This window comes from uncultured Novosphingobium sp., from assembly GCF_964277725.1.
In the GTDB taxonomy this organism is placed as follows: Bacteria; Pseudomonadota; Alphaproteobacteria; order Sphingomonadales; family Sphingomonadaceae; genus Novosphingobium; species Novosphingobium fluoreni.
Genome location: NZ_CAXYKL010000041.1, coordinates 25,377 through 32,269 on the forward strand (window position 1 = coordinate 25,377; position 6,893 = coordinate 32,269).

Annotated in this window: 8 protein-coding genes; 7 read left to right on the top strand and 1 reads right to left on the bottom strand. The window is 65.4% G+C overall.

What is annotated here, in order from left to right; all coding sequences use genetic code 11:
• The first annotated feature begins 7 nt into the window (after positions 1–7).
• From ACHWRX_RS02510 to ACHWRX_RS02530, 5 genes are all read left to right on the top strand, one after another.
• Positions 8–262: an accessory factor UbiK family protein gene (locus ACHWRX_RS02510; RefSeq protein WP_058736875.1), complete on the top strand. Its 255-nt coding sequence runs from the start codon at positions 8–10 to the stop codon at positions 260–262.
• 69 nt (positions 263–331) lie between these two features.
• On the top strand, positions 332–598 hold the full coding sequence (locus tag ACHWRX_RS02515; protein WP_058736874.1) for a hypothetical protein: 267 nt from the start codon (positions 332–334) through the stop codon (positions 596–598).
• 77 nt (positions 599–675) lie between these two features.
• A complete protein-coding gene (locus ACHWRX_RS02520) occupies positions 676–1,284 on the top strand; it encodes a DNA repair protein RecO (protein ID WP_394657968.1) in 609 nt (202 codons plus the stop codon).
• Positions 1,285–1,311: 27 nt separating this feature from the next.
• Positions 1,312–2,355 (top strand): 3-isopropylmalate dehydrogenase, encoded by a 1,044-nt coding sequence (leuB, locus tag ACHWRX_RS02525; protein ID WP_288415000.1) that lies wholly within the window; start codon positions 1,312–1,314, stop codon positions 2,353–2,355.
• A 73-nt stretch (positions 2,356–2,428) separates the two neighbouring features.
• Entirely contained in the window at positions 2,429–3,610 is a 1,182-nt protein-coding gene (locus tag ACHWRX_RS02530; protein WP_394657969.1) for a glycosyltransferase, read from the top strand.
• Positions 3,611–3,784: 174 nt separating this feature from the next.
• Here ACHWRX_RS02530 and ACHWRX_RS02535 read toward each other — a convergent pair whose 3' ends face one another.
• On the bottom strand, positions 3,785–5,119 hold the full coding sequence (locus ACHWRX_RS02535) for a phospholipid carrier-dependent glycosyltransferase (RefSeq protein WP_394657970.1): 1,335 nt from the start codon (positions 5,117–5,119) through the stop codon (positions 3,785–3,787).
• A 45-nt stretch (positions 5,120–5,164) separates the two neighbouring features.
• Here ACHWRX_RS02535 and ACHWRX_RS02540 point away from each other — a divergent pair, with 45 nt between their 5' ends.
• Positions 5,165–6,373, top strand: a complete 1,209-nt coding sequence (locus ACHWRX_RS02540) for a PLP-dependent aspartate aminotransferase family protein (protein WP_288484009.1) — start codon at positions 5,165–5,167, stop codon at positions 6,371–6,373.
• Between the two features lie 115 nt (positions 6,374–6,488).
• Positions 6,489–6,887: a Co2+/Mg2+ efflux protein ApaG gene (gene apaG / locus ACHWRX_RS02545; protein ID WP_394657977.1), complete on the top strand. Its 399-nt coding sequence runs from the start codon at positions 6,489–6,491 to the stop codon at positions 6,885–6,887.
• The last annotated feature ends 6 nt before the right edge of the window (positions 6,888–6,893 follow it).

The following is a 6,893-nucleotide window of genomic DNA, read 5'->3' on the forward strand; positions in this document are numbered from 1 at the left end:
AGCGCCCATGCAAAGCGAAAACCCCATCATCTCCGATTTCGTCAAGCTGATGAACAGCGCTGCCGGCACTCTGGCCGGTGTCGGCCGTGAGGCCAGAGATTCCGCCAAGGAACGCGTTCGTGAAATGCTGGGCGAGATGGACTTCGTCAGCCGTGAAGAGTTCGACACTGTGAAGGACCTGGCCGCCAAGGCGCGCGAAGAGGCCGAAGACCTCAAGCTGCGCGTGGCCGCCCTCGAAGCGAAGCTTTCCCAGCAAAGCTGATCGCCGATCTTCGGGTCGCTGCAACTTATTGCTTCCGTTGACGTTTTTAGGAGCGGAAGGCAGTGACCCATGTTTACGCAGCTTGATCCTACCATACCCCTGCATGTGCTTGAAAAAGGCGACGGCTACGCGATCGGCATGATCGACTATGGTCAGGAGCATAACCTGATATGGGTCACCGTGCTGAACGACAGCGGCGAAATCTGGTGCGCGCCCAACCCCTCCGTGCGGCTGGGTCGGAACTGGACGATGGGCCGGGCGCAGAACCCCGCTATCGATGCCGACCGCGCAAAGGCGGCGCAACCTTGCGCGGAATGCAAGGAAGTGGTCGGCTGATCGCAATGTCGGTCTGGTTGCGGGCGTGATCCGGGACAGCGCTTGCCCTTGGGCAGCGTGACCTCCACAGCAAGACCATGCAATTTCGCGGTCCTGCCATTGTCTGCGCCAATCACGCTCACGGGGAAAACGCCGTCATCGCGCGGCTGTTGACCCCCGACGCCGGGATGGTGGGGGCCTATGTCGCTGGCGGCCGCGGGCGTCATTTGCGGCCGGTGCTGCTGCCGGGCAATCTTGTGGAGGCCGAAGTCCGCTCCCGTGTCGAAAGCCAGCTGCCGTTCGCCCGGATCGAATTGCGCGAGAGCCGCGGGCCATGGTTGAGCGAGCCGCTGCCTGCCGGCGCCATCGCCTGGACCACCGCGCTCACCACTTCCGCCTTGCCGGAGCGTCAGCCGTTTCCGCGCCTGTTCGACGCGCTGAGTGCTTTGCTGACGGCCCTTTGCGTCGCGCCGTCCGCGTCGGGCTGGGCGGTGCCGCTGTTGTCCTACGAGGTGCTGCTGCTGCGCGAACTGGGCTACGGCGTCAGCGTCAAGCGGCCCGAGAAGGGCGATTGGCCGGCCTTCTTCGACGCTTTCGATCGTATCGGGCGTGAACTGGCGCGCTACCCGCTTGCCGATCTGCGCGCAGACGTTATGGCGGCGCGCGCACTCCTGCGCGAGCGTCTGGCGCGCATCCGGGAGGCGTGAGGGATTACGGTTATGAGCGCTGATGCGATGCGGATTGCGGTTTTCGCCGGAGACGGGATCGGCCCCGAAGTGACGGCCGAAGCGGTTCGCGTGTTGCAGGCGCTCGATCTGCCCGGCCTGGAGCTGGTCCAGGGTGATGTGGGCGGCGCGGCTTATCGCAAGCATGGCCACCCGCTGCCGCCTGAGACGCTGGAGATCGCCCGGTCATGCGGGGCGATCCTGTTCGGCGCGGTGGGCGATTTCTCGCTCGACCATCTGGAGCGGCGCCTGCGTCCCGAACAGGCGGTGTTGGGTCTGCGCAAGGAGTTGGGCCTGTTCGCCAACTTGCGCCCCGCCACCGTGTTCAAGGGCCTGGAAGATCTGACCACGCTGCGCCCCGAGGTCGCCGCCAAGATCGACCTGCTGATCGTGCGCGAACTCAATGGCGACGTCTATTTCGGCGAGAAAGGAACGCGCACCCTCGATGATGGCCGCCGCCAGGGCTGGGACATGATGTCCTACGCCGAAGACGAAGTGCGCCGCATCGCCCACACCGGGTTCAAGGCGGCGATGGGCCGGTCCAAGAAGCTGTGCTCGGTCGACAAGGCGAACGTTCTGGAAACCTCGCAGCTGTGGCGCGACGTGGTGATCGAAGTTGCGCGCGAATATCCCGAGGTCGAGCTGAGCCACATGTACGTGGACAATGCCGCGATGCAGCTGGTGAAGAACCCCGGCCAGTTCGACGTGATCGTCACCGGCAATCTGTTCGGCGATATCCTGTCCGATCAGGCCAGCATGTGCGTCGGCTCGATCGGCTTGCTCGCTTCGGCCAGCCTGGCTGAGGGCACCTACGGCCTCTACGAGCCGATCCATGGTTCCGCGCCCGACATCGCCGGGCAGGGCCTCGCCAATCCGATGGCCACGATTCTTTCCGCCGCGATGCTGCTGCGCCACAGCTTCGGGCTGGAAGACCAGGCCGCCCGGATCGAGGCCGCTGTCGGCAAGGCGCTGGCGCAAGGGGTGCGCGGGGGAGACCTTGGCGGCACCGATGGCACGCGCGCGATCGGCGATGCGGTTCTCGCGGCGCTTTGATGGGCAACTATCCGAGTTGCAAAGTAAATTGCACTAAAGCTTCTTTCAGGTTTACCATCTAGAGCCCGTGTCCATGAACATGCCCCGTCCCGATCTTGCGCAGGCCGTGCACGCCGCCGCCAAGCCGCTTGAGCTTGCGATCGTGCTGCCCACGTTCAATGAGCGCAAGAACCTGGAAACGCTGGTCGAAAGGCTGGACGCGGCGCTGCAGGGCATTGCCTGGGAAGCCATCGTCGTCGATGACAACAGCCCGGACGGGACCGCCGATACCGCGCGCGATATCTCGCTTCGCGATCCGCGCCTGCGAGTGATCCAGCGGATCGGGCGGCGCGGCCTGTCCTCCGCCGCGATCGAGGGGATGTGCGCCACCGCGGCCCCCGTCGTGGCGGTGATGGACGCCGATCACCAGCACGATCCCAAGCTGCTGCCGGGCATGCTCGCCGCGATCAAATCGGGCGAGTACGACCTCTCCTACGCCTCGCGCTTTTGCGAAGGCGCCAGCACGGAGGCGTGGAACCGCCCCGATCGCGTGAAAGCCTCCGGCTTCGCCAACAAGCTCGCCCGCAAGGTGACGGGGGTGCAGTTGTCCGACCCGATGAGCGGCTTTTTCATGCTGCGCACCGAAATCCTGCGGGCCGACGCTCACCGTTTGTCGGGCGTCGGCTTCAAGATTCTTCTAGACATTCTTGCCACCGTGGAGACGCCGTTGCGCGTAAAGGAATTCCCGCTCGACTTCGCCGCACGCGCGGAAGGGGAGAGCAAGCTGGATCGCACCGTCGTGTTTGAGTTCCTGGTGGGGCTGTACGACAAGTGGCTGGGCCGCATCATCCCGACCCGCTTCGCGCTGTTCGGCACGATCGGCGCGGTCGGCGTCGTGGTCCACATGGCGGTGCTGGGTGCGTTCCTCGCGCTGTTCGGCGGGTCCGCTCCCGGCTTGAAGGGGCAGTTGGTCGGGGCTTTCGAAGTGGGCCAGACGATCGCGGCGATCTGCGCGATGACGTTCAACTTCTTCCTGAACAACGCGCTGACTTATGCGGACAAGCGGCTGACCGGCTTCGTGCCGCTGATGCGCGGCTGGGCCAAGTTCGCGCTGACTTGCTCGGTCGGCCTGACCGCCAACGTCGGCGTGTCCTCGGTGCTGGTGCATTACGGCATCCACGAATTCCCCGCGGCGCTGACCGGCGTGATCATGGCTTCGGTGTGGAATTTCGCGCTCTCGTCCAAGTTCGTCTGGGGCAAGTACGGCGCGAACTGAGGTTTCACCCGGCTTTCGGATAGTCCGCTCGGGTTGAGATATTCCGTTCGTGTCGAGCGTAGTCGAGACACCTTGCGCGGCTCTCTCGTGTCTCGACTTCGCTCGACACGAACGGCGATGGTTTAGGCTTGGCCTAGGAATTTGGGTGACGGCTCGGACTTACGCGAACCGCCGCTACCGCCAGCTATCCAGCCACATCCATTGCGCATAGCTCTTCTTGCCATGGTGCAGGGCTCCGGCGGAGATGATCGGGTAGAAGTACACGAAGATACCCACGCTCGCCGCCAAGGTGGCGGGTGTCAGCCAGCGCCATCGATCGCGCCGCTGCCATAGCGCCTCCAGCGCCAGCGCCAGCGCCGCCGCCAGGAACGCGGCGGGCAGCAGGTAGTGATAGTAGAACTGGATGGGCTTGCCGTTGATCGCCCAGATGCCCAGCGTCAGCGCATAGAGCAGCACGAGCGCCAGCGCCTCCCACCGCGCCTGCTTGATCCCGGCCCACAGGCACCAGGCCAGCGCCGGCAGCCCGGCGATCATGCTCACCGGATTGCCCAGCAGGATGATCCCGCGCTGCGCGCCGTCCGTCACCTGGTAGAGGAACCAGATCGGCCGCCAGTCCACCATCCACATGTACCACACGCTGCGATAGGGATGCAGCTTGGTCACGCTGTCCTGCAGCTTGAGCATATAGCGATGCTGCTCGATGAAGCCCAAGGGGTCGATCGGCTTGTGCGCCCAGAAGAAGCCGGGAAAATAGGTCAGCCAATAGACCGCCAACGGGACCAGCCCCAGCCAGAGCGCGGCCTCTACAATTGAGATGCCCGGGATCGGCCCCGCGCCTTTGCGGCCGATGATGCGCCAGCCGGTTTCGCGTACCCGCAGGGCCACGAACGTCAGGCCCGGCAGGACCAGGATCGGCGCGATGCTCCATTTCGCGCCCAGCGAGAGGCCCATGGCCAGTCCGCCAGCGATCAGCCGCAGCCGGGCGTGGCGTCGCGGTTCGCGAAAGGCGGCGGTAACCTGCCACAGCGCCACCATGCCCAGGCCCGCCTGCACCATATCCAGCATCGCGATCCGGCTGAGGACCAGCCACACGAAATTCGTGGCCATCAGCACCATCGCCATGATCGTCACCGCGCGCCGGCCGGTCATGTACCAGACGAACCGGCCATAGGCGTGCAGCCCCAGCGCGCCGAACAGCACCGAGGGGATTCGCCAGGACCAGGGCCGATCGCCTAGCAGCGCCATCGCCGCGGCGATCGCCTCCTTGCCCAGCATCGGATGCTCGCGATTGGCGGGCAGGCCCAGCAGCATCTTGCGCGCCGCTTTGACGTAGTGGACCTCGTCGAAATAGATCTTGTTCGGGATGCCGAGCCGGTGAAGGCACACGATCAGGAACACCACGGCGATCGCCATGCACCAGGTGAGGGGATCGCGCGTCCGGGGCAGGGGTGTCAGCATCGCGGCGGCGGCATACGGGCCTGCCGGGGCGGCGGCAAGCGCTTCGCGCAAAGCAGCCGCTTGTCCTTGCGCCCACACGCTCGTAGATGGCGGGCCATGAAGCGCACGACCGGACAAGATCGCACCAAGACCCAACACTGGCGGCCCGCCACGCGCGCCGTTCGCGGCGGCACCTGGCGCTCGGAAATGGGGGAGACGAGCGAGGCTTTGTTCCTCACCTCGGGCTTCTCCTACGACGATGCCGCCACCGTCGCCGCGCGCTTTGCGGGCGAGGAAGAGGGCATGACCTATTCCCGGCTGCAGAACCCCACGGTGGCGATGCTGGAAGAGCGGATCGCCTTGCTGGAAGGGGCGGAGGCTTGCCGTACGCAAGCATCGGGCATGGCGGCGATGACGGCGGCGCTGCTGTGCCAGCTTTCGGCGGGTGACCACATGGTGACGGCCCGCGCCGCCTTCGGCTCCTGCCGCTGGCTGGGCGATCACCTGCTGCCGCGCTTTGGCGTGGAAGTGACGACGATCGACGCGCGGGACAATGCCGCGTGGGAAGCCGCGATCCGGCCCAACACCAAGGTCTTCTTCTTCGAGAGCCCGGCGAATCCGACGATGGACATCGCCGACATCGAATTCATCTGCGGCCTCGCGCGCGCGCACGGCATCACCTCGGTGGTGGACAACGCGTTCTGCTCGCCCGCGCTGCAGCGGCCGATGGAGTTCGGCGCGGACGTGGTCGCCTACTCCGCCACCAAGCTGATGGATGGCCAGGGCCGCGTGCTGGCCGGAGCGGTGTGCGGCACCGAAGAGTTCATCAACGACAAACTGCTGCCGTTCCAGCGCAACACCGGGCCCAACCTTTCGCCGTTCAACGCCTGGGTGGTGCTGAAGGGGCTGGAGACGCTGGACTTGCGCGCCCGCCGGCAGAGCGAGAACGCGTTGAAGGTGGGCCGTTTCGTCGAAAGCCGCGTGCCCACGATCCTGCATCCCTGGTTGGAAAGCCACCCGCAGCACGCGCTGGCGCACAAGCAGATGGACGCCTGCGGGCCGATCTTCGCGATGGTGCTCGATGGCGGGCGTGCGCAGGCGCACGCGGTTCTGGATGCGCTGGAGCTGATCGACATCTCCAACAACATCGGCGATTCGCGTTCGCTGATGTGTCACCCCGCGTCCAGCACCCATCACAACATGGGCCCGGAAGGGCGCGAGGCGATGGGCATCGGCGAAGGGATGCTGCGCCTCAACGTCGGGCTGGAAGATGCCGACGATCTGATCGAGGATCTGGATCAGGCGTTCACCAAGGCCGGGCTCTGACACGGTTCGGCAGGACTGCGCGGGGAGCCGGCGGATCGGTTCCCTCGCAGCTGCAAAAGAATCTCTGGGGCAGGCGGTTGACCGGGGCGGCGCAAGCGTTACCCTCGTGCTCACCATGAAGGAGCTGTTCCAGCATACCGCCATCACCGATGGCATCACCGTGCGGGTCGCGGTGAACTTTCTGCCCGAGCAATCGCGCATCGAGGCGGGGAAGTGGTTCTGGGTCTATCACATTCGCATCGAGAACGATTCCAATGAAGCCGTGCGCCTTGTGACGCGGCATTGGCGGATCACCGATGGTCACGGCATCGTCAATTTCGTGGAGGGCGATGGCGTCGTCGGCGAACAGCCGCTGCTGAAGCCCGGCCAGAGCCATGATTATGTCTCCGGATGCCCGCTTTCCACGCCGCACGGCAGCATGGAAGGCTACTATACGTTCGAGCGCGAACACGGTGGACCGCTGCGCGCGGCGATCCCCTTTTTCCCCTTGGCTGCGCCCGCCACGGCGGGATGACCTTTC

Coding starts and splice junctions, on each gene's coding strand:
- ACHWRX_RS02510 (WP_058736875.1), top strand. CDS start 8: ATGCAAAGCGAAAACCCCATCATCTCCGATTTCGTCAAGCTGATGAAC.
- ACHWRX_RS02540 (WP_288484009.1), top strand. CDS start 5,165: ATGAAGCGCACGACCGGACAAGATCGCACCAAGACCCAACACTGGCGG.
- ACHWRX_RS02515 (WP_058736874.1), top strand. CDS start 332: ATGTTTACGCAGCTTGATCCTACCATACCCCTGCATGTGCTTGAAAAA.
- ACHWRX_RS02520 (WP_394657968.1), top strand. CDS start 676: ATGCAATTTCGCGGTCCTGCCATTGTCTGCGCCAATCACGCTCACGGG.
- apaG (WP_394657977.1), top strand. CDS start 6,489: ATGAAGGAGCTGTTCCAGCATACCGCCATCACCGATGGCATCACCGTG.
- leuB (WP_288415000.1), top strand. CDS start 1,312: ATGCGGATTGCGGTTTTCGCCGGAGACGGGATCGGCCCCGAAGTGACG.
- ACHWRX_RS02530 (WP_394657969.1), top strand. CDS start 2,429: ATGAACATGCCCCGTCCCGATCTTGCGCAGGCCGTGCACGCCGCCGCC.